Source organism: Massilia sp. DWR3-1-1 (assembly GCF_049898325.1).
In the GTDB taxonomy this organism is placed as follows: domain Bacteria; phylum Pseudomonadota; class Gammaproteobacteria; order Burkholderiales; family Burkholderiaceae_D; genus JAFCUW01.
Genome location: NZ_JAFCXL010000025.1, coordinates 1 through 20,792 on the forward strand (window position 1 = coordinate 1; position 20,792 = coordinate 20,792).

The window sequence follows — 20,792 nt, forward strand, 5'->3', positions numbered from 1 at the left end:
AGGCTGGCTGAACGAGTGATGAAAAGAGTGAATATCCAGCATGTGCTGGTGACGGAGGTGTATCAGTTTTAAATCGCTGCGAAGGCCAAAACTGTATCAGTTTTAAATCGCTGTTGACACTAATCCGGTGCGCATCAAGCAAGTGATGCTAAATCTGCTGTCCAACGCAATCAAATATAACCGCCTCGGAGGCAACATCGATATCTCGCGCGTCATGGATGGCCACGCGCAGGTTCGCATTGGTGTGCGCGATACCGGGCATGGCTTGACACCGAAAGAGTTGGGAAGCCTGTTTCAACCGTTTAATCGGCTCGGCCAGGAACACGGTAAGGAGGTCGGAACCGGCGTGGGCTTGGTCGTGACGAAGAAGCTGGTCGAATCGATGGGCGGGACGATCGGCGCGGAAAGCGAAGTGGGATGCGGCTCCTTGTTCTGGTTTAACGTGCCGCTCGCGAGGGACGGCACTCAACCCGTTGAGAGCTCAAAGGTCGAAGCAGATTAAGGGAAGACCATGAAAGCAGGACTTTTCTAAAACGGACCGGAAGATACGCAATTTACGCGCGAGCGATGCCACCATCGAGCCCTCAGACGCTTTCCGCTTTGCACACTCGCGCATCGTAATCGCGAACTCCTTGGCGTCAATAAGGGGCGGCTACAGAATTCAGGGGTGTAAGCCGGAACCCCCGGAATTTCCGCTCGTCAGTTCAATCCGAAGATGTTTTCATTTGGCCATGTCCGAAAACGATCGGTTGCGGACAGTGTCATTTTAGGATGTACGTAAAATTGCATGCCGATGTTTCGGACATGGCTTATAATAAGTACATCCATTTCGTACGCTTTGGCTCCCCAACATGTCTCGCACATTCATTTATGCTCGCGTCAGCACCGCCGATCAGAACACAGACAACCAAATTCTTGAAATCGAAGCGGCCGGCTTCGCGGTCGACAAACGCCGTATCGTGTGCGAAAGCATCAGCGGCAGCGTCGCGGCCACTGAACGGCCGCAGTTTGCTCGGTTGCTTGACCGTCTGGAACCCGGCGATATACTCATCGTAACCAAGCTAGACCGACTCGGCCGCAATGCAATGGATGTGCGCGCCACAGTAGAGCAACTGGCGGCCGATGCTATTCGTGTGCACTGCCTAGCGCTCGGCGGCGTCGATCTGACCAGCGCTGCCGGAAAGATGACCATGAGCGTGTTGAATGCGGTAGCTGAGTTTGAGCGCGATTTGCTGATCGAGCGAACCCAAGCAGGTCTTGCACGCGCACGGGCGGAAGGTAAGACGCTGGGTCGCCCGCCAGCGTTGACCAAGGTACAGCAGGCCGAAGCAATGCAACGCCTCGCGAGAGGTGAGTCCGTTGCCAAGGTGGCGCGTGATTACGGCACCACTCGCCAGTCCATCATGCGAGTTCGGGAGAGGCTCAGCCAATCCAGTGCAGCGGACTCCTGACAAGGACGCAGTCACCTTTCGAAATCGAAAATACGATCCAGCAGGCCGCCGAGCTGTCCGGAGGGCAGTTAAGGCCAGGCAAGGGGATTTGGACCATCCACCAAGGTAATCATAATGCTCTGATTGCCGCCATACAGGAAAAAGATGCCAGTCAGCTTTCTTTCTAACGCGCAGCGCGAGAACTATGGCCGCTACGCCGGTTCTCCATCACCCCATGACCTTGCCCGGTATTTTCATCTGGACGACACCGACCATGCGCTAATCGCTGCGAAGCGCGGCGTGCACAATCGGCTTGGCTTCGCCATCCAGCTGAGCACAGTGCGCTACCTGGGCGCGTTTTTGGAAGATCCGCTGGTCGTGCCCCAGCCCGTGTTGCGGACGCTGGCTAAGCAGCTGTGCATCGAAACGCTGGACAAAGCAAGCGCCTACAGCACTGGACGACAACGCTGGCAGCATGCGATAGAAATTCGCACACGCTATGGCTACGTCGAATTTACGGAACCCCTGATCGCCTTTCGCCTGACCCGATGGCTGTACGCTCTTTGCTGGACTGGCACCGACCGGCCGAGCGTGCTGTTCGAGCGCGCCACGACGTGGCTCGTGACGCACAAGGTACTGCTGCCAGGCTGCACGACGCTCGAACGGTACGTTGCGCGCCTGCGCAGCCGCGTCGAGGAGCGCTTATGGCGCTCGCTTGGCAATGGAATCAGCCTGGACCAGCAAACGCGTCTGGAAGCCCTCCTGATCTCTTCTGGCGGTACGCGGAACTCGCCGCTTGACCGACTGCGCACTGGGCCGCTAGTGGCCAGCAGCCGATCAATGAGCCTGGCGCTGATGCGACTGCAAGCCGTCCGTGAGCTTGGCATCCGTTTGCCAGCCGCCACGCGTATCCCGGCCACGCGGGTCGCAGCCTTGGCCCGGTTCGCCGGCGCCGCCAAAGCCAGCGCGATCCTGCGCCTGCCGACGTTACGCCGCCTGGCAACCTTGGTCGCGTTCGTGCACTGCCTCGAAGCATCGGCGCAGGACGACGCACTGGAAGTGCTCGAAGTCATCCTGAGGGAGCTTTTCGGTGACGACGTAAAAGCCCACAAGAAATCGCGCCTTCGTTCGCTTAAGGACTTGGATGAGGCAGCGGCTACCCTCGCCAGCGCCTGTCAAATGCTGCTGGACGACACCGTGCCGGATGCCGAGCTGCGCAACAAGTTGTTCGCACGGATTTCGCCGGACGCGCTCGCGCTGGCACTTGCCGGCGTCAACAAGCTGATTCGCCCAACCGACAACGTGTACTACCAAGAGCTGGATGCCAAATACAAGACCGTGCGGCGCTTCTTGCCCGAGCTGGCCGAACACGTTCAGTTTGGCGCGAATGCAGCTGGCGAGCCCTTCATCGCCGCATTCGCCTGGCTTCGCGCCAACATGACGGTGAAGAGACCCGGCAACGACGCGCCGCGCGAGATCATCACCAAGCTGTGGCAACGCCATGTGTTTCACCAGGATGGCGCCATCGACTTCCACGCTTACACTTTCTGCGTTTTGTCCGAATTGCGTATCGCGCTGCGCCGGCGCGACGTGTTCGTGGCCCCAAGCTGGCGTTACGCTGATCCGCGCGCCGGCCTGCTCGATAGCGCCGAATGGGAATCCACGCGCCCGATCATTTGCCGCACGCTTGGCTTGTCGGCGGTGCCAGGGCCGACATTGACCGCCCTGGCCGATGAATTGGATCGCACCTACCAAGCAGTCGCCGCCAGGTTGCCCGATAACCCGGCCGTGCGGTTCAACAAGGTGGGCGACAAACAAGAACTGGTGCTCAGCCCGCTCGACAAGATGGACGAGCCGGCGTCATTGATCGCGCTACGCGCCAAGGTCACAGGCATGCTGCCGCGCGTCGATCTGCCGGAACTGATCCTGGAGATTGCCGCCCGTACCCGCTTTACGGATGCCTTCACCCACATATCGGAGCGCACCGCGCGCGCTTCCGATCTGCATGTGAGCATCTGCGCGGTGCTGATGGCCGAGGCCTGCAACACTGGGCCGGAGCCGCTGATTCGCGGCGATGTGCCGGCGCTCAAGCGCGACAGGTTGTCATGGGTGGACCAGAACTATCTGCGCGACGACACCATCACTGCGGCGAACACCATGCTGGTCACCGCGCAGAGCCGTTCGACGCTGGCCAGCGTATGGGGCGGCGGCGAGGTCGCGTCGGCCGACGGGATGCGCTTCGTGGTGCCGGTGCGCTCGGTGCATTCCGGGCCGAATCCGAAATACTTCGGCGTCGGGCGCGGCGTGACCTGGTACAACCTGATATCGAACCAGTTTTCCGGACTGAACGACATCACGGTGCCTGGCACGCTGCGCGACAGCCTGGTCCTGCTAGCCGTCGTCCTGGAACAGCAGACCGACCTTCAGCCGACTCAGATCATGACGGACACGGGCGCGTACAGCGACGTGGTTTTCGGCCTGTTCCGCCTGCTTGGATACCGATTCAGTCCGCGCCTGGCCGATGTCGGCGGCACGCGTTTCTGACGAATCGATACCAAAGCCGACTACGGACTGCTCAATTCTGTATGCGGGCACAATATCAGCCTACAGAAGATCGAGCCGCATTGGGACGACATGCTGCGCCTGGCCGGCTCGCTCAAGCTCGGCCGGGTTTCTGCCGCCGGCATCATGCGCACGCTCCAGGTCGGCGAGCGCCCGACCAGGCTGGCCCAAGCCATCGCCGAGTTCGGCCGCATCGACAAGACGCTGCACACGCTGACCTACATCGATGACGAAGCCAAGCGCCGGGGCACGCTAACTCAGCTCAACCGTGGCGAGGGGCGGCACAGCGTTGCCCGCGCCGTCTTCCACGGCAAGCGAGGCGAGTTGCGGCAGCACTACCGCGAGGGGCAGGAAGACCAACTCGGTGCGCTCGGCTTGGTGCTCAACATAATCGTGCTGTGGAATACCAGCTACATGGAGGCCGCATTGAACCAGCTGCGCACGGACGGTTTCGAGGTAAGGGATGAGGACGTTGCCAGGCTGTCGCCGCTGCTGTATGAGCACATCAACATGCTGGGCCGGTATTCGTTTTCGGTGCCGGATGCGGTGGCCAAGGGCGAGTTACGGCCGTTGCGTAACCCAGCGAGCGATGAATAGTCCCGCGAACCTGGCTTAACCGTGTTTTACGTTCCACTGCACCTCAGACCCCGCGTACGCGCATGTCGCCTACGCGCATGTCGCCAACGCGCATGTCGCCTACGCGCACGTCGCCATCCGCTTCCCCCAGACTACCGGGATAGGCACTTAATCTGAGCCGGAAACGCGTCGAGCGTGAGCACGGCCCGTTTTAAGCGCGAGCCGCTACACCGATTCGCCGGGGCAGGGCAGCCAAGGCGCCTGCGCACGCCCGATTGCGCAGGCAGGTCCCACTTTGAACTTGCCAACCTGCATGCCTGAACACTATACTTCGCATATGATTCATATATGGAGAGTAGTGTGGGCATCGTCAATATCGAAGAAGAATTACATGATCAGCTGCGCAAGGCCAGCGCCGTATCCTGCCGTTCCATCAACGCCCAGGCGGCGTTCTGGATCAAGATTGGCATGGCTTGCGAGATGCATCCCACCCTGAGCTTCAACGACATCGTTACGGCCGAGCTGCGCGCGGCCGGGGTGGCGGCGCGGCCCGTCAGGGTGGCGGCGGCATGACCAAGACCCCCGACGAAATCGCCCTGATGGCGCAGGCGGGCAAGTTGCTCGCCGCCGTGTTCGGCCACCTCGACACGCTCGACATGATCGGCATGTCGACCATGCAGGTGAACGACCTGGTCGACCGTTACATCGTCGACGAGCTCGCGGCGCGCCCCGCCAGCAAGGGTCAGTACGGCTTTGCCTACGCCCTGAACGCGTCGCCCAACCACGTGGTGTGCCACGGTGTGCCATCGACGGCCGACATCCTCAAGGATGGCGACATCGTCAATTTCGACATCACCCTGGAGAAAAACGGTTACATGGCCGACTCGAGCAAGACTTACCTGGTCGGCACGGTGTCGGCGCCGGCCAGGCGGCTGGTGGACGTGACGTACGAAGCCTTGTGGAAGGGCATCAAAGCGGTGCGGCCCGGCGCCCGGCTGGGCGATGTGGGTCATGCCATCGAGCAGCACGCGCGCCGCCATGGTTACACGGTGGTGCGCGAGTACTGCGGCCACGGCATCGGCCGCGAGATGCACGAGCCGCCCCAGGTACTTCACTGGGGCAAGCCGAAAACCGGCCTGGTACTGCGCGAAGGCATGGTGTTTACCATCGAGCCCATGATCAACCAGGGGGGCGACGAGGTCGAGACGCAGGACGACGGCTGGACCGTCACCACCTGCGACGGCGCGCTGTCGGCCCAGTTCGAGCACACCGTGGCCGTCACCGCCAAGGGGGTGCGCGTGCTGACCTTGCGCGCGGGCGAAAAAGCCCTCAACTGAGCCGGCCGGCCCGGCCGCTGTGGGAGAAGGCGCCTGCTTGCCAGGGCCAGCAGGCCGATCGTGCGCTCGCCGCGGCGAGGTGGCCCTCCAGCGAACGCAAGCTGACGCTGCAGATAAACGGGTCGCCGCCGCGCCAGCTGCCTGGCACGTCCGCAGTGCGGCTGTCGACCTTGAACTGAAACACGATGGTCGCCTCGGCCAGCAGCGTCCAGTCAAACTGGTGTTTCGCCAAGGCCGCGCGCAGGAACAGGCTGTAGCGCTGCGCCAGCAGGGCGCCGCAATGGCAGGGCGGCCGCGCGGCCTGGGCCAACAAGTCAATCTCGACGGTGTGGGGTGGCGCGCCGAGCTCACGGTAGAGCAGGCCCGGGGCCCAATAGCCCTCGATGTCGTTGTTTCTGCCGAGCAAAGAAGCGAGCATGCCGGCGGCGGCATGGCGAAGACGGGAACGGATTCTCATGGCGAAGACCTGGTTCGGGCGAGCGCCCGGTAGCCCTTGCCGCGTCGGCCAGGGATCGATCGTATCACCGGCGCGCCCTTCAATCCTGCCTGAACTTTCCTTGCCGCTCCCCGGCAGGATGCCGCCATCTTGTTGCCCCTTAAATTAATTGTTCTTTCGTGACAATTGGCGAGTATTCCGACGATTTTTTCTGTCAAGATTAACTTGCTGGCGTGCAAGCCGACGAGGCGTGAAATGCGTCGCAGGAGCGCCTGCAGCCGGCAAAAGCGGCCGATTCCCCGCCTCCAACAAGCCTGAAAGAAAAATGCGTCCTTTCCTGTCCTGCCTTCTCTCGTTCATCACGGCGATGGCGTCGTTGCCGGCCGCAGCGCAAAAACTGGTGCCGTTTCAATTTCCCCGTGAGGGTATCGCGCCCTCACTCTGCGCGTTTCAAACGCCTGTCCCGCGCGATGCCCTGGTGCTGGCCGCCGGCGAATACGGGGGCAGGAAGACCGGTTTCCAGATCGACGATTCAGGCCACGAGGCGACGCAAATCGATGTTGCCGTCAACTCAGGGCACAACAGCGTCGTGCTGATGCTGGGTGCGTACGAGCCCACCGTCTGGAATGTAGGCTGGAGCGCTGGCACCAGGATTGTGGCAGTGATTGTGAGCGGGTATCACGCGCAGGCAGTGGCGGGATTGCCACGGAACGTCCCGATCATCAACAACAGTTATGCAAACCGCAGCAGCTGCGGCTATTTCTACATTCAGCCAACGGAGCAGCAAGGGCTGGACGCCATGGCCATGCAGGTCCTGGGACGGCCGGTCGACAAGATCTATCGATCCAGCAATGGCAAGGTGGTCGTTGGCGATACGCTGGAAAAAACCACGCACTTGCTCACGTCGAAGGACGTCACGGTTGAATCCCTGCGGCAGAAGAATGCACCGCCAACTGGCCCTGCGGGCCTCGCGAAAGCGGTCCGCAATGGCATATTGCGCGCTGCGACAGCCGATGACCTGGCTGCCTGGGAAACTGCAATGCAAAAGAAGCTCAATGGCGAGCCGCCGCTGCGTGACGCGGCCAGCGAAGGCAGGCGCAATCGCATGGGCAATCACATGGACAAGACCTATGTCGTCCTAAAGCGTTTCACGCTCCCCGCGGGCCTGTACGGGGGCGATGCCGCCGTGTTTTTATTACCGCGAGGTGTAGCTGTCCCAACCGGAAATTTGGGCCATTCCGCGCTGCTCGACTTGAATACCATGAGCTGCAAAGGGGGGCTTTGCCTTGGCCTGGGCCTGGGCACGATGGCGATGCCGAGCCTGGAGAAAGCCCGCGATGCGCAAAGCGTGGCGCTTCCCGAACAAGGCAAGGCAAAGTAAAAGGCGCGCATATGCGGTATCTCGTTCAACTTTGCCTGGCCTCTTGCTGGACCGTCCCCGCCGCAGCAAAGGCGCTCCTGTTTGATGTCGTGAAAACCAGTTCGGCTTGCGAACTGCGGGTGGTTGCGGCCCAGGTAAAAAATTCCACCTTCGAATGGGACGGCGGCTGCATCAATGGCAAGGCGGAAGGGATGGGGAGATTCATGCAAACACTGCAGTCGGGCACGGCACCTGCCCCTCGCTATCGCTCGACGCAAACGCGGCATGCGGGCGTCGTCTACGGCTACATGACGGCGTACACCGAAGGCGTGCCCGCCACATTTCCCCCTGCGGTGTATTTTTATTACGGCGACGCGAAAATCTCGTTCACCCAGGGCTGGGGATGGTCGCTCGACGGCTTGCACGTGGGAGGAACACAGATGGCCCTGCCCGCGCCAGCGCCTGCCAAGACGTTTCCGATGATGAGTATCCACTCGCCAACCCGTCGCCTGGTCCTTCACGCGTCCGATTGCTTGAACTACGACGGCAAGGTCGACGGCTGCGCGGCGGACAGGCCAGGCAATCGCGCCGTGTACGTGGTTCGTGAGTACGATAACGAGGGCAATATCGTTATTCTGCGCGAGAGCACGCTGTGCCCGAAGCCCTTCGATATTGCCTCATGCGGCCCCCTGCTGGCCCAAAAGAGCGCGCCATTGCGTGCTGAAATCCTGGCATTTCTCGTAGCGGCAAAACCGGCTGTCGACGAACTGCTCAAGCAGGCACACAGCGCCCGTCCTGCTGACCTCCCTCAGCCTGCGGCAGTCGACAGCGCGGGGCAGCCATTGGCCAGCTCCCCTCAATGACAACAGGCTTTCTGGCGGCGCGATTTTTATCCGAACCATCTGGCCTGCCGCGCCCGTTTTCTCCTTGTCGGGTTGAAGGGCAAGCCGCACCAGTCATCCATCAGGGGCCGGCCCCGCAATCGGCGTCCCCCTCAGTGCGCATGCCCGATGAGCTTGCCGAGTGTGGCGGCATCCATCGGCAGGTGAAAATGGGGCCCCTGGGCCTGGTCGCAGCCCAGCGCGATCAGCTGCGCTTGCTGGGCGGCCGTCGCCACCCCTTCGGCGATGACGACCACGCCAAGCGCATGGGCGCTGGCAATGATGCCGCTGGCGAGCGCGATGGGCATGGCCGCTTCGATGTCGTGCACCAGGTGGGCGTCGAGCCGAAGGCCGCGCAGGGGACACTTGGTCAGGCTGCTCAGGGAAGAATTGCCGGCGCCGAAACCATCGATGCACAGCGGCACGCCCGAGGCTGCCAATTGCTGCAGCAGTTCCGGGCCGCCCGGCCCCTCTCCCAGTAGCATGGACTCGGTAATTTCCAGCGCCACGGGCGCCGCCGCCTTGCCGATGCGCTCGAGGATGGCAATGCGCGCCGGGTCCGCGCCCTTGGCCTTCACGGGCAGGGAGGCGAGCTCGATACTGACGTTCAGCGCGGCGCCGTTCGTCCCGTGCCAGGCGGCCGCATGCGCCAGCGCATCGGTCAGCACCAGTTCGCGCAGTTCGTCGAGCACGCCCGCTTCTTCGGCCAGACCGGCGAAGTGCTCAGCGGTCAGCAAGCCGTTTGCGGGATGGTTCCAGAACAGCTGCGCTTCGGCGCCTTCGATGGCGCCACTGGCCAGCGCGACCACAGGCTCGTACAGCACGCTCAATTGTTGTTTTTCGATCGCGTTGCGCAGTTCGGCAATCCGGCCCTGGTGGGCGATGGCGGCGTTGCGCATTTCCGCCGTGAAGAAGCAGTAGCGGTTGCGGCCGCTCTGCTTGGCGGCGTACATGGCCTGGTCCGCGTGGCGCAGCAATTCGTCCTGGGCGCGCGCATCGTTGGGGTACAAGGCGATGCCCAGGCTGGCCGAAATCATCACGCTGCGCCCGGCGATGGAAAATTCGCGCGCCAGTGCATCGAGGATTTGCTGCGCCAGCACGCCGATGTGGGGCATGCTGCGAATTTCCGTGAAGATGACGGTGAATTCATCGCCGCCCAGCCGCGCCACCGTGTCGGTCTGGCGCACGCAGTCGCGGATGCGGCGGGCGCCTTGCTGCAAGAGCTCGTCGCCGGCCTCGTGGCCCAGCAGGTCGTTGACCTGCTTGAAGCCGTCGAGATCGACGAACATCAGTGCCAGCGGCAGGTGAATGCGGTCGGCCCGCTTGATTTCGTGGCTCAGACGATCACGGAACAGCAAGCGGCTGGGCAGGCCCGTGAGGTCGTCGTACTGGGCGCTGCGGCGGTATTTCTCTTCCGCCGCCTTGCGGTCGGTCACATTGCGCGCGATGCCGGCGACGGCCTCGAACTTACCCGCGTGGTCAACGACGGGTACCAGCAGGTATTCGAAGGTGACGTTTTTGCCGCGCCGGGTGCGGCTGATTTCACCGAGCGTGGTGCGCTGCGAGCGTGACACCAGGCGCACATGTTCGTCGAATTGTTCATGTGTAAAACCGTTGATCTCGGACAGGCGCTTGCCGCGCAGGACGCTCAGGGGTTCGCCAAACTCGGCGGCCAGGGCGGCATTGCCGTATTCGACGCGGCCGTCGCGGTCGACAATGAAGCTCAGGTCGGGCGAGGCCGATAGCAGGGTGTCGTACAGCCGCGCCCGACGGTCGCGGTCGTCGGAATAGCCGTACAGCGATTCGGTGAGCGCCTGGTCGATCGCTTCGTTAAACCGGACCAGCTCCATGAACACGGGGGTTTGCGCCTCGCTCTGGTGTTGTACCCACTGGCGCACGACGCTGGCGCGCAGCGCGCGGTATTCGGACATGGCGTCGTTGACGGAAAAGCCTTCCACCACCCGGTCCGAGCCATGCTGCCTGGCGTGGCTGCTGGAGGTTGCCACCGGACCGTGACCGGTGGATTTCTGCTCTTCCTGGTAGGCGCTCTGCACCTGGTCGAGATCGTCGGCGATGGCGACAAGGATGCCCGCTGCATGGTCGCGCAGGGCGAAGCGCGAGAGGGCGTTGGCGATGGGGATGCTCTGGGCGAACACCTCCCACTCGTCAAGAATGGTGTGCATGGACTGGCGGATAAAGGCGGCGATATTCACGGTGGGCGATCGGCGGTGGGACAGGGGCGCACGCTGGCGGACCCCGGTTGGACAGCCAGCGTGCCGATTCGTTCCCGCCGGTCGCGTCGCCCTGCTCAGGCGGCGGCTTTGAGCAGGCGCGAGACGGTCGACTGGTGCCAGGTGCGCCCCAGCGCCGTTTTCACGCCGCGACGGTTGAGCTCTTCGGCGATCTGCGCCATCGTCATCGCCTGCGCCTGCAGGCGGCGGATCTCGGGCAGGATGGCGGCGGCGAACGCGGCCGCCTTTTCCGCATTGCGCGCCTGGCCCAGCGCCTGCGCGGCCGGCAGATTGGTGCGGTTGCCCAACTGCACGCCCTGGGCCTTCAGGTCGGCCAGCGCCGACTTGGTGCGCGAGGCGATCAGCTTGCGCTCCTTTTCCGACAAGGCGGCAAACAGGTGCAAGATGAAGGGATCGGTGTCGACGCCCAGTTCGGCGACGATGAAGGGGGTGCCGGCCGCCATCAATCCGGAAATAAAAGCGACGTCGCGGCTCAGGCGGTCCAGTTTGGCGACGATCACGGGACAGCGCTGCTTGCTGGCCATGGCCAGCGCCTTGCGCAAGCCGGCGCGCTCGGCCAGTCCCAGCTTGCCGCTGGCCACTTCAGTGACCACCTCGCTCAACACGAAGCCCTCGGCGGCAGCGAACTCATCGATGACTTTACGCTGCGAGGCCAGCCCCAGGCCCGAGCGGCCCTGTTCATTGGTGGAGACGCGCAAGTAGGCGATGGCGGTTTTCATGTGGAGCAATTTCGGCGGGGTGGATATGCACTGATTATATTGCCTTTAGTGCTTGCATACAAGCGCAAGAAGAGTAGGTGGCTGGCGTGGAAGTCTGCATGGCCGGCTCGCCTGGCTGCGTTAGCGACGTCGACTGTGTCGACGCATGGCATCTGTGGCGCTTTCACCGTTGGCTGTGGGTCGTCCCCGAACCGATTTGAACTGGCGAGGTCAAACCTGCTCCACCAACGTATGGGGAGCGGGGCATGGCACAAGGCAAGCAGGTCCGTCCGAATTTCACCCGCCTGTTCTCCCGGCTGCGCGCCATTCATACGCACCAAAGGCGGGCCGCCTGCTGCTTCATGTCGGCGCTCGGCAACGCCGAGCGCTTCCTCCCAGCGTACTCGCTCACTTCGGCGGCTGAGCTCGAAGAAACGCAACAGCTGACGGTGAAAGCGCCCATTTCTTAGTCACGGTGCTGGCAGCCGTGTGGCGGGATCAAGCCGGCACACGTGCTGCCGCGGGTCATTTACATCGCCCGAGCAGGCAGATGCGCCGTGCGCGCCTCACCGTTCGGAGGCCGTGCCAGGACTCGCTCGCGCTCGTCCTTGGCGTGCGCCAGTCGGTAGAGGAGGGGAAGGACGAACAGCGTCAATATCGTCGAGGAAATAATGCCTCCGATAACGACTGTCGCCAATGGACGTTGCACCTCGGCGCCTGTGCCCGTTGCGATGGCCATTGGTATGAATCCAAGCGATGCCACAAGCGCCGTCATCAAGACGGGACGCAAACGCGTGAGCGCGCCGACATCGATGGCTTCATCGAGGGCCATGCCGTCGTCGCGCAGTGAGCGAATGAACGAAAGCATGACGAGGCCGTTCAAGACCGCCACACCGGACAGCGCGATAAAACCAACGGCAGCGGAGATCGACAGCGGGATGTCTCGCAGCCACAGTGCCAGGATGCCGCCAGTGAGCGCAAACGGGATGCCCGTAAAGACGAGCAATCCGTCTTTGACGTTGTTGAACATGACGAACAGCAGGACCAAAACGAGAAACAATGCCGCCGGCACGACAATTTGCAAACGCGTTGTCGCCGACTGCAACTGCTCGAACGTACCGCCCCAACTGGTCCAGTAACCGGGCGGAATCTTCACGTCCCGTTGAATCGTCGCTGACGCTTCAGGGACGAAACTGCCGAGATCGCGTCCCCGTACATTGGCACTGACGACAATGCGGCGCTTGCCATCTTCGCGACTGATCTGATTGGGACCGGGCGCGAACTCCAGTGTCGCCACTTCCGCCAGTGGAATAAAGCTGACCGCAGCTTCCCCATTGGCCCCGGCAGCCGGTCTTGGCAGCGCGATGGGCAGGCGGCGTAGCGCGTCGAGATCCGTGCGCAGATTCTCAGGCAGGCGAACGATGATGTCGAAGCGGCGATCGCCTTCGAACATGGTGCCGGCCGGACGGCCACCGGTTGCGATCGCCAGTGTTTCCTGGACGTCGACGACGTTGAGACCATACCGCGCCGTTTTTTCCCGATCGATATTTACTGTCAGCATGGGGAGACCCGAAGTCTGCTCAACTTTGACCTCGGTTGCGCCGCGCACGCGGCCCAGCACGGCCGCCACCTTGCTTGCCGTATCGTTCAGAACGTCCATGTCATCACCAAAAATTTTCACGGCGACATCGCTTCGCACCCCGGAAATGAGCTCATTGAAACGCAGTTGGATGGGCTGAGAGAACTCGTAGGTATTGCCAGGAAACTTGTTTGCCTCGGCCTGGACCGCGGCAAGCAGTTCGTCACGGGTCTTTCCAGGCGCGGGCCACTGGCTCTGCGGCTTGAGCATGACGTAACCATCAGAAATGTTGGGCGGCATCGGATCGGAAGCAATTTCAGCCGTGCCGGTCCGGGCGAACACGCGTTCAATCTCGGGAAACTTCGCTTTCAGCCCGGTTTCGATCTGCTTTTGCATGTCGAGCGATTGGCTAAGGCTGGTACCGGGGATGCGCAGCGCCTGGATGGCGAAGTCGCCTTCATTCAAGTTGGGGACAAACTCGCTGCCAAGGCGTGTCGCCAGGGCGCCCGACAGCACCACCAGGACCGCGGCGATGGTGACAACGACCGCCTTGTTGGCCATGAACTTTGCCAGCAGTGGGGTGTAGCCGCGTTTCGCATAAGCCATCAGGAAATTCTCTTTTTCGCTGACCCGTTCGCCGATAAACAGGGCAAGCGCTGCAGGGATGAACGTGAGCGAGACAATCATTGCACCGACGAGGGCCGCAACGACGCTGAATGCCATCGGATGAAACATTTTCCCTTCAACCCCGGTCAGCGCGAAGATCGGGATGTAGACGATCATGATGATCAACTGCCCGAACAGCAGGGGGCGCCGTGCTTCCTGCGCCGCTGTGTAGACTTCATGGTAACGCTCGCTTCGCGTCAAGGAACGCCCTTTTTGCTGCTGGGCGTGGGCAAGACGGCGCACACAGTTTTCGACGATGACGACCGCGCCATCGATAATAATGCCGAAGTCGAGCGCGCCTAAACTCATCAGATTGGCGCTGACCTTGTAGTTGACCATGCCGGTAAATGTGAACAGCATCGACAGCGGAATGACCATGGCGGTAATGAGCGCAGCGCGTATGTTGCCGAGAAAGACGAACAAGATCACGATCACCAGGATGGCGCCCTCGAACAAATTTTTCTTGACCGTATTGATGGCTTTGTCGACCAGTACGGTGCGGTCGTAGACGGTGACTGCACGCACACCTGCGGGCAAGTTCTTGTTAAGCTGGACCATCTTTTTTTCGACGGCTTGCGACACCAGGCGGCTGTTCTCACCGATGAGCATGAACACGGTACCGAGCACGACTTCCCAACCGTTGTCGGTGGCAGCCCCGGTACGCAGTTCGCGGCCGATCTCGACATTGGCGACATCCCTGATGCGGATCGGCACCCCTTGCACGTTGTTGAGAATGACGTTGCGGATGTCCTCGATTGATCGTACCTGGCCAGGCGCACGGATCAGGAATTGCTCGCCCCGGCGCTCGATGTAGCCGGCGCCCACATTATTGTTGTTGCGATCAACGGCGGCAACAATATTGGCGAGCGTCAGCCCATACGACGCCAGCTTGGCCGGGTCCGGTGTGACGTGATATTCCTTGGCATAGCCGCCAATCGAATTGATCTCGGTGACACCTTTCACGTTGCGCAATTGCGGCTTGATGATCCAGTCCTGAATTTCCCGCAAGTCGGTAAGACTATACGGCGTGCCATCCGGCTTTTTCGCACCTGGCTCGCTTTCCACCGTCCACAGATAAATTTCTCCCAAGCCCGTGGAAATCGGGCCCATCATCGGGGTCACGCCCGCCGGCAGCTTCTCCTTCGCCTCCTGCAGGCGTTGATTGACCAACTGCCGTGCGAAATAGATGTCGGTGCCATCCTTGAAAATGACCGTGATTTGGGACAGGCCGTAGCGTGACAGCGAGCGGGTCTGCTCGAGGTTCGGCAGACCCGACATGACCGTCTCGATCGGGAACGTGACGCGTTGTTCCATTTCGACCGGAGAATAGCCGGCAGCAGCGCTGTTGATCTGCACCTGGACGTTGGTAATATCGGGAACGGCGTCGATCGGCAGCTTTTGATAGCTGTAGACGCCGATACCCATGAGGGCGAAGACCGCGAGCATCACCAGCCATCGATGCTCGATGGAAAATCGAATAATTCGTTCAAACATGATCTGTTCTCCGCTTAATGGCCATGCCCGGCGCTGCCCTTGCCCTGCTCGGCCTTGAGGACAAAGCTTCCCTGGGCGGCGTACGGTGTCCCGGCTTTCATGCCGCGCACAATCTCTGTGGTCGTCCCATCGCTGCGACCGATTTGCACCGGTACGGCGATGAAGCCGCCGTCGATCCTAACGAACACGGTCGGCTTGTCCGCCACGGTCTGGATTGCCTCGGACCGCACCGCCACCGCGACATCACGTTTGTCGGCGGTCAGTTCGATGTTGACGAAAAGGCCCGGCCGCCAGGCATTGTCAGGATTGTCCAATGTCACCGTGGCCTTCGCGGTGCGGGTTTGCTCGCCCAGCAGCGTGCCGACGTAAGTGACAGTACCGCTTGCGCTCTGCGCCAGCGAGGTCGCTTTCACGGTGGCTTTTTCACCGACGCGAACGGCGCCCAGGTCTTTTGCCGGGACGTTGATATCTGCCCAGACGGAGGACAAATCCGAAATCTTGAACACAATCGCGTCTTCCTTGACGGACTCGCCCGGCGCGATGTGTTTTTCCACGATGGCGCCGGCGAATGGCGCGCGCAGTTCGAACCGGTTGAGCGCGCCGGCACTGCCGGGCGTCGCACCGACTGCAAGCAGTTTCTGGCGCGCGTTGCGGGTATGGATGTCGGCTTCACGCAGCACCTGCTGGGCTTGCAGGTAGTCTTGCTCAGCCGAAATTTTGTCCAGCCAGAGTTGTTTTTCCCGCGAATACGTCACTTCGGCCAGTTCCTGGCGGCGCTGGGCGGACAGCAGATCGCTGCGCAATTGGGAAATGTCCGCACTGGCCACGACCGCGAGCAGTTGGCCCTTTTTAACAAGCTGTCCGATATTGGCGGAAACGCTTTCAACCACGCCAGCCAGGCGGGGGACAATGTGCGCGGTCCGGTCTTCGTTGAAGCGGATTTCGCCGGACAACTCGAAGGCACTGCTGATCGATGCCGGCGCCGCCGATGCGATCGTGATGCCTGCAGTGTTTAACTGGGCATCATTGATTTCGATCTTGCCTTCCTCGCTGTCGAGCGTGATTTGCATCGATGCGTCGCCGCGCCGGACCTCGATCTTCGACTTGAAAATATGCGGCTCGGCAATTGGGACGGTCGAGACCTGACTGTCCTTGTCCACGGCGAACAGGATATGTTCGACCGCGCCCAGCGGACGGCGCAAGACTTCCGTCACCGTCGCGGCGCCAGGTGCGATCTGTTTGCGCTGGTCGAACAGCCAGACGCGATGACGTGCCGCCCCATTCTCTTCAGCCAGCAAGACCTCGACGCCGAAATCACCCTTGGTGAACAATTTTCCACCATGCGGTCCGACCTTGCCCACCTGTTCGGTGTGCGTCTTTGCGCCGTCCCCGGCCGATTCAGGGGCCGACTTGCCCACCTTGAGGATGAGCGCGAGCAGTACCACGCCCACAGCGACGATGATCGCGACGGCGATCCGTGTTTTCTTTTCTGGCGTGTTCATTCCTGCTCCTGAGGGGAGATGGCAGCATCGAGGAGGCGACCATGTTGTTCAACGTTGCCGACCAGCCGTTCGATGTCGGCTGCGGCGCGATGCGACTGGGCGAGCGCGCCGATGTAGAGGGCCTTGCTTTGATTGAGCGTGCGCTGTGCGTCGAGCACGTCGAGAAAGCTGAATTTGCCGAGCTCGAATCCTTTGGTGGCCGATTCGTACGCGTGCTGGGCACCAGGGAGGATCTCGTCACGCAGCACCGTCAGCTCATTGCTTGCCGCTTCCCGGCGCAGCGACGCTTGTGTCAGTTCGAGGGACAGATTTGCCTGTACCACAGCAACGTCATCTTTGGCCTTATCGGTGCGCCGCAGGGCGCTCAGTACATTGCCCTGGTTGCGATCGAACAGTGGCAGTGGAACAGCGATGCCGACGACTGTTTGGCGAATGCCCGCCTGCTCGTCGCGCTTGCTGCCCAAGCTCAACGTTACATTGGGCATGCGGCGACTGCGTTCGAGTTCGACACCCGATTTCTGCCGTTCAACCTCGATTCTGGCGCGAAGTAACTGGGGGGCGCCGGAAAGCTGTGCTAGCAATTGCGCGGTCGATTGATGGCTTGCCAGCGCCTCAGTCGGTACCGCAACCGGCGCCACGTCGGCAAGCTTGTTTCCCCACGTCGCAGCGAGGCGCTGCCGCGCGAGTGCGAGTTCCGTGGAGGCTTGGCTCAATTCAATCTTCGTACTGGCCTGTGCGACCCGTGCACGTGTCTCTTCAACGGGCGAAATTCTGCCCGCCAGGACACGGCGCGCGGCAGCGGCCGTGACGCGCTCTGATAGCTGCTGCGACGCGCGCGCCAATGCCAGTCGTTCTTGCGCCGACAGCACGTCAAAGTAGGCCGTCACCACATCGGCGCGCAAATTGGCGCGGTATGTTGCAACGTCGGCCGATGCGGCCGCTTGATCGAGATCCGCAGACGCAATGCGCGCGGCGCGTTTGCCGCCAAGTTCAATTTCTTGATTGACCTGGATCGTCGTGGTGTTGCCGCTGCTACGCAGCCCCTCGCGCACGAAGGTCAATGCGGGATTGAGTGACTTGCCTGCTTGAATTCGCTGCCCTTGTGCGATCGCGACGTCTTGCCGCGCAGAGCGTAAGCCAGGGTTGTACTGAAACGCCCGTTCGATCGCGGCGGCCAGGGTCAGTGGTGGTAGCGCAGGGGAGGCGCCCGTGACCGTCGATGGGGGGACAGCGCCGGGTACTGCGCTCTGCGCGTAAAGTGAAACAGGCTGTAGCAATAGCACGGCCAGCCCGAGCGGGGCGAGTTGAAGTCGCATGGATTCTCCGAAATGTGAATGGGAAAGAATCCGGCGAACCAGGGCCTACAGGTGCCCGAAATGAACGGGGAAGGGAAGCAGGGGTTGTCGCCGGACTAAGCGGCGACAAACCATTGAGGACGTTCGGGGGCGCCCAAATAGGGCGCGGGGAGTCCGGGAGGACCGGGAACCGTCTCGTGGCTGGTGATGGATAGAAAAATGGGGGCAGCCATCGAGGTGAACACACCGATCGACGAATGGACACACGTCGTGCAATCGGGATCGTCGCCGATGCTGGGCGTGGATGCATCGTCGTCCCCCACATCGCCGGAGCCCTTCGAACTCTGATGCTGATGCTGGTGGTGGCCGACGTGTTGTGCCGCCTTGCCCTGCTCGTGTTCGCAGTACGCATTGGCGACGCCCCAGCTGAGCTGGAGCACCATTGCGACGATGAGCAGTTGAAGGAAACGCAGGACCATCGCTCGATTATAGCGGCTTTTTTCGGCATTCACCGGCTCCAACAATTGCGGAAAACGCACGGCAAGGTGGCCATGGTGGGCGACGGCGTCAACGACGCCCCGGCAATGGCCCACGCCGCGGTCGGCATTGCGATGGGTGCGGCGGGCTCTGATGTCGCACTGGAAACGGCCGACGTCGCCTTAATGGGTGACGACCTTCGCCAGTTGCCCTTTGTGGTCGGTCTGTCGCGCCAGACCAGCCGTATTATCAAGCAAAATCTGTGGGTCAGCCTTGGCGTTGTTGCGGTGCTGATTTCGGCAACGATATGGGGACTCCATATCGGCACCGCCGTGTTATTCCACGAAGGCGCCACGATCATCCTGGTCATCAATGCGCTGCGCCTGTTGGCCTACCAGGACAAGGAGGAGCACGGGCGGCCTGGCCAGGCTACCGCGCAGGCAAGCGCCGGGGCGGTAGCCGTCGTCAAATAAATCGCTACGCGCCTGGCAATCAAACCGCCAGGGCCGCCGAGTACGCCCTCAAGCGCTGGCCTGCGCTGCGCCTTGCGTGACGGGCGCGCCGACAACATTGACGCAATATATGCATTCACTATATGAGCATTTAACGGTCGCATAATGGCATCGGGGCGCGCGGTTTTTCGGTGAATTTAGGCGAAGTAGGGCGCCGAAGGAGGGGTAATGGGGGCAGGGGAGGCAAAGTAGTGCTTTTTGCGCCGAAATATGCACCTTTTTTCGCCCGGGCGGTACCCAATCAGCCATCCTGCCACTGATGCGCGGGCACAGTGACACCGGCGTAAGGCAGCGACTGCGCGCGCATCCCCGGTGCGCTCGGCCAGTCGGACCGCGCCGCTGCCACGCGCCTTGCCAGCAGCAAAGGCGCCGCATGGGCGGCGCATGCTACGCAGCGGCCGCGCCCAGCCAGGCAAGGTGCGTTGTCAGCCAGCGACGAACTCGGCGCGATTTCGGCCCGCATGGGCTGACGTGGGCCACTGGGATGCACCAAGGGATCGTTCAGGACCGGGGTGTGCGTCCGGTGGTGGTACAAACTGTTCGATCGCACACTGGTCAATCTCCCATTGAACCATGACAAGCGGCTTGGTCATCAGCGCGCGCCTTACCAGCGACCGGGTCACCAGGAAGTGCGTCGCACGCCGATGATCCGCTTCCATGGCGCCGTAGCGGCAACCGGGGGCTTGCAGGAGCGTGCTTGGCGGCGGCCTCGGATCAGCACGCTGGATGTCTGGTGCATCAGGCAAACGGGGCAGGCAGGCCATAGGCCAGCAAGTATGCAGGCGGTCGTGACGACGTTTCATCGCCACGGAAAAGCGAACTCGGACAAGAAGAACTCGGGCAAGCAGAACGCTGGGCAAGGAGTGGCCAGCGGTCCACGCACAGACTCTATTTTACATAATATAAATTATGCGAAATTTAGTGCCAAGCTCACCAGCGTCGATCGCCCGCAATGACCATGAAAAACTCAGCCGTTTTTCTTGTCGCTGATGCCATCGAACTGCAGCGTATGCGTCGAACCTTTGAGCGCGGCGCCGCTCACGATCACGCCGTTGGTCAGGATCTGGATGTAGCTCGGCACACCGACCGGTCCCATGATGGGCAACATCAGATTTCGGTTCGGGTTTTGAACTCGCAATTGACGAAGTCGATCATCGTCGATTCGGTATTGTCATTCTGGATGACGACGGCAGAGCTGCCGCCGATGAAATTGATGCCATCGATATAGAGTTGATACGCGCTAAGCGCCTTGATTGCCGGGAACATGCCCGAGGGCTCGAACGATGCGGTTCCAAGCGCGACAATACGGCAAGCCGAGGGCACCGACAGCGCAGCGCCCAACCTGTAACGGGCCCCGTGGATGAACACGGTGGGCGTATCGTCGGTGTAGACCGCGCCCGACCCCGACGGCTTGAAACTGGCGCGATCGGCAAAAGCGGCATCGATTGCCGCTTGTAATGGGGCGCGGTCGTCGGCGATGCCGTCGCCCTTGGCCCCACCAGCGAATTTCTTGTCGCGCGGGTCGTAGAAGCTGCAATCGATGATGTCGCCTGGTTGCTGCTGGTTGCTGCTGGGTGCGCGACTGCGCGCCGGATGCTCCCAGCAAGGCCGCGCCTGATGTTGCCGCAAATGCCAGGGCCTTGCGCCTTGACTGATTTGGACCTGGATCGCTCATGCCATGATTGTGCGATGTGCCACCGATCGAAACCACAGCGCGTGCCTGCGCCCTCTTTTG

Annotated in this window: 15 protein-coding genes and 2 pseudogenes; 9 read left to right on the plus strand and 8 right to left on the minus strand. The window is 61.7% G+C overall.

Annotation, left to right across the window (positions count from 1 at the left end; genetic code table 11):
* The first annotated feature begins 127 nt into the window (after positions 1–127).
* The 5 genes and pseudogenes from ACP7EY_RS20835 (at position 128) to map (ending at position 5,905) form a co-directional block, all read left to right on the plus strand.
* Entirely contained in the window at positions 128–502 is a 375-nt protein-coding gene (locus ACP7EY_RS20835) for a sensor histidine kinase (RefSeq protein WP_426197024.1), read from the plus strand.
* Between the two features lie 349 nt (positions 503–851).
* On the plus strand, positions 852–1,451 hold the full coding sequence (locus ACP7EY_RS20840; RefSeq protein ID WP_426197026.1) for a recombinase family protein: 600 nt from the start codon (positions 852–854) through the stop codon (positions 1,449–1,451).
* Between the two features lie 144 nt (positions 1,452–1,595).
* Positions 1,596–4,589, plus strand: a pseudogene (locus ACP7EY_RS20845) (Tn3 family transposase).
* Between the two features lie 339 nt (positions 4,590–4,928).
* Positions 4,929–5,141, plus strand: a complete 213-nt coding sequence (locus ACP7EY_RS20850; RefSeq protein WP_426197118.1) for a ParD-like family protein — start codon at positions 4,929–4,931, stop codon at positions 5,139–5,141.
* The gene (gene map / locus ACP7EY_RS20855; RefSeq protein ID WP_426197028.1) at positions 5,138–5,905 is read left to right on the plus strand and encodes a type I methionyl aminopeptidase; all 768 of its coding nucleotides are present in this window, start codon (positions 5,138–5,140) and stop codon (positions 5,903–5,905) included. Before ACP7EY_RS20850 ends, map begins: the two co-directional genes overlap by 4 nt.
* On the opposite strand, the gene ACP7EY_RS20860 is transcribed toward map, so the two are convergent.
* Positions 5,898–6,362, minus strand: coding sequence for a hypothetical protein (locus ACP7EY_RS20860; RefSeq protein ID WP_426197030.1), 465 nt, complete (start codon positions 6,360–6,362; stop codon positions 5,898–5,900). The genes map and ACP7EY_RS20860 overlap by 8 nt on opposite strands.
* Before the next feature lie 304 nt (positions 6,363–6,666).
* Between ACP7EY_RS20860 and ACP7EY_RS20865 the strand changes: the two genes are divergently transcribed.
* The gene (locus ACP7EY_RS20865) at positions 6,667–7,722 is read left to right on the plus strand and encodes a hypothetical protein (protein ID WP_426197032.1); all 1,056 of its coding nucleotides are present in this window, start codon (positions 6,667–6,669) and stop codon (positions 7,720–7,722) included.
* 11 nt (positions 7,723–7,733) lie between these two features.
* Positions 7,734–8,564 (plus strand): hypothetical protein, encoded by an 831-nt coding sequence (locus tag ACP7EY_RS20870; RefSeq protein WP_426197034.1) that lies wholly within the window; start codon positions 7,734–7,736, stop codon positions 8,562–8,564.
* A 131-nt stretch (positions 8,565–8,695) separates the two neighbouring features.
* Here ACP7EY_RS20870 and ACP7EY_RS20875 read toward each other — a convergent pair whose 3' ends face one another.
* A complete protein-coding gene (locus tag ACP7EY_RS20875) occupies positions 8,696–10,795 on the minus strand; it encodes a putative bifunctional diguanylate cyclase/phosphodiesterase (RefSeq protein WP_426197036.1) in 2,100 nt (699 codons plus the stop codon).
* Positions 10,796–10,890: 95 nt separating this feature from the next.
* On the minus strand, positions 10,891–11,553 hold the full coding sequence (locus ACP7EY_RS20880) for a recombinase family protein (RefSeq protein WP_426197038.1): 663 nt from the start codon (positions 11,551–11,553) through the stop codon (positions 10,891–10,893).
* 245 nt (positions 11,554–11,798) lie between these two features.
* Between ACP7EY_RS20880 and ACP7EY_RS20885 the strand changes: the two genes are divergently transcribed.
* Complete coding sequence (locus ACP7EY_RS20885; protein ID WP_426197040.1) at positions 11,799–12,002, plus strand: hypothetical protein; 204 nt, start codon at positions 11,799–11,801, stop codon at positions 12,000–12,002.
* A gap of 59 nt (positions 12,003–12,061) precedes the next feature.
* On the opposite strand, the gene ACP7EY_RS20890 is transcribed toward ACP7EY_RS20885, so the two are convergent.
* From ACP7EY_RS20890 to ACP7EY_RS20900, 3 genes are read right to left on the minus strand one after another with little or no spacing between them, the layout of a single operon-like run.
* Positions 12,062–15,271, minus strand: coding sequence for a CusA/CzcA family heavy metal efflux RND transporter (locus ACP7EY_RS20890; RefSeq protein ID WP_426197041.1), 3,210 nt, complete (start codon positions 15,269–15,271; stop codon positions 12,062–12,064).
* Positions 15,272–15,285: 14 nt separating this feature from the next.
* Positions 15,286–16,773, minus strand: a complete 1,488-nt coding sequence (locus ACP7EY_RS20895; RefSeq protein WP_426197043.1) for an efflux RND transporter periplasmic adaptor subunit — start codon at positions 16,771–16,773, stop codon at positions 15,286–15,288.
* Positions 16,770–18,089 carry a TolC family protein gene (locus ACP7EY_RS20900; protein ID WP_426197045.1) on the minus strand — a complete coding sequence of 440 codons (1,320 nt, stop codon included), beginning with the start codon at positions 18,087–18,089 and terminating at the stop codon, positions 16,770–16,772. Before ACP7EY_RS20900 ends, ACP7EY_RS20895 begins: the two co-directional genes overlap by 4 nt.
* Before the next feature lie 503 nt (positions 18,090–18,592).
* Between ACP7EY_RS20900 and ACP7EY_RS20905 the strand changes: the two are divergent.
* Positions 18,593–19,018, plus strand: a pseudogene (locus ACP7EY_RS20905) (heavy metal translocating P-type ATPase); the annotation flags it as partial.
* A gap of 1,006 nt (positions 19,019–20,024) precedes the next feature.
* On the opposite strand, the gene ACP7EY_RS20910 reads toward ACP7EY_RS20905, so the two are convergent.
* Both ACP7EY_RS20910 and ACP7EY_RS20915 read right to left on the minus strand, forming a co-directional pair.
* Complete coding sequence (locus ACP7EY_RS20910) at positions 20,025–20,165, minus strand: hypothetical protein (RefSeq protein ID WP_426197047.1); 141 nt, start codon at positions 20,163–20,165, stop codon at positions 20,025–20,027.
* Positions 20,165–20,686, minus strand: a complete 522-nt coding sequence (locus tag ACP7EY_RS20915; protein ID WP_426197049.1) for a hypothetical protein — start codon at positions 20,684–20,686, stop codon at positions 20,165–20,167. The genes ACP7EY_RS20910 and ACP7EY_RS20915 overlap by 1 nt, the downstream gene beginning before the upstream one ends.
* Positions 20,687–20,792 lie beyond the last annotated feature (106 nt).